Origin of the sequence: Sebaldella sp. S0638 (assembly GCF_024158605.1) — a bacterium.
Classification (GTDB): Bacteria; Fusobacteriota; Fusobacteriia; order Fusobacteriales; family Leptotrichiaceae; genus Sebaldella.
In genome coordinates this window covers 1-1,738 of record NZ_JAMZGM010000237.1, presented here as the reverse complement: position 1 = coordinate 1,738, position 1,738 = coordinate 1, and the positions used below count along the sequence as shown (strand labels likewise).

Here is a 1,738-nt window from a genome sequence, read left to right as displayed (position 1 = left end):
TCAAAACACCTCTTTCTTTTTTTATTATATCATTGTTTAGATTTTGGTGTTCCTACTTTACTATAGCACTACAGATCATCATTTTTTCCATTAATTTTTAAAGTATAACCAAATTTTTGTAATTCTTCTTGAATTTCAAATATATTTTTTTCCTTATGTTGATTTGAATTTTTCTCTTCTATATTAAATTTACACCACATTCCTATTCCATATACCCTATATAATTTTTCCCACGGAAATAGAGGTCCAGGGTCTTGTTTCCTTTGTGGGGCTACATCTGAATGCCCTAATATATTTTGTGGTTCTATATTATACCGCTTTATTAAATCTAAAATTAAAAATGCTGTTTTCTCTATTTGTATTATAGAATATGGTTCAAATCTTACTTTGTCAACTTCAGCTATTCTTCCTTTATTTACAAGTTCTATTCCTATTGATATATCATTTAAATCTGTAAAGCCTTTCCATCCACTTTTACCAGCATGCCACGCTCTTTTTTCTTCATCTACTAAACAGAAAATAGGGTCATTTTCGTCATCGGTTATTAAATAATGAGAACTAACATTTTTATTAGTCAATTGATTTATTGCTCTTGTTTTTTCTGAACTTGTATAATGTAAAATTATAAAGCGAATTCTGAAATTTTGTGATTTTGAACGATAAGTTGTTTTATCAATGTTCATATTGTTATTTTTTTTTCTCATATACACCTTCTTTTTCTTTACCAAGTAAAGAAATTATAGATTTACTACTTTAATTATAAATGGAAAAAGTTTTAGACTTGTAGTGGTTATTAAAAATCTCACTATTGTGGAAAAACATAGCGTAAGTTTAACAGCTCTCTTGATTAGCATAATAAAATTTTTTCGCAATTCTATCCGCTCTATGAAGTTTTTCCTTTATTAATAAAATACCTAAATCTATATTGAAATCTTTAGAAAAATAAATTGGATCTCCTACATAATAACAGCTCTTAGAAAAAAACTTAGGTAGTTCAAATTTATCCCAAGACTTTTTAAATATCCATTTCTTATCTGTATAGCCTCCAATAGGTATAATAGGAAGTCCTGTTTTCATTGCTATATAAACTGCTCCTGATTTTGGTTTATATATCGGTCCTTTAGGACCGTCTACTGCTATTCCTATAGAAAAACCTTCTTTTATGAATTTTAATATCTGTTTTACACTTTTTACACTATCCTTACTCGAGGAACCTCTTATTCCCAAATTATTGAATCTTTTCAGAACTTCATCCAATATATCTCCGTCTTTTGATGAACTTATCAAGGATGCTTTTTTTTCTATAAAGTCTGTAGACAGCATTGTAGGAATTATTTTTCTATGCCAAATAATTATTATTGCTTGTTTATGCTTTATAGCCTCTTTTGACTTTATAACTTTGTATTTAGTGGTTTTTATCAAAATTTTTATGAATCCGCTTAGAAGAATTCCAATTATTTTATTCATTAATACACCAACCTATCTTATAAAGAATAGCATATATTGGTTAAAGTAACAATTTATATTTTTAAATAATTTATGAAGAGGAAATATAAATTTATGTTCCACGATTAAGCTATTTAAATTTAAAATTATAATTAAAAAATTGAGATTTTATAAAATTATATTACTATATTTTGTGTTTGTTTTTTTAATGAAATCCGGGAGTGTGCAAGAAAGTCTGTAAATTAAATCTGATATAATAAAAGATTTGTTTTTCATATATTGATTTATCTAT

Annotated in this window: 2 protein-coding genes; both read right to left on the bottom strand. The window is 26.1% G+C overall.

The features are described 5' to 3' along the window. Positions 1-68: 68 nt before the first annotated feature. Positions 69-704 (bottom strand): N-acetylmuramoyl-L-alanine amidase, encoded by a 636-nt coding sequence (locus NK213_RS19920; protein WP_253352596.1) that lies wholly within the window; start codon positions 702-704, stop codon positions 69-71. A gap of 127 nt (positions 705-831) precedes the next feature. Next, positions 832-1,467: a lysophospholipid acyltransferase family protein gene (locus NK213_RS19915; RefSeq protein WP_253352589.1), complete on the bottom strand. Its 636-nt coding sequence runs from the start codon at positions 1,465-1,467 to the stop codon at positions 832-834. Positions 1,468-1,738 lie beyond the last annotated feature (271 nt).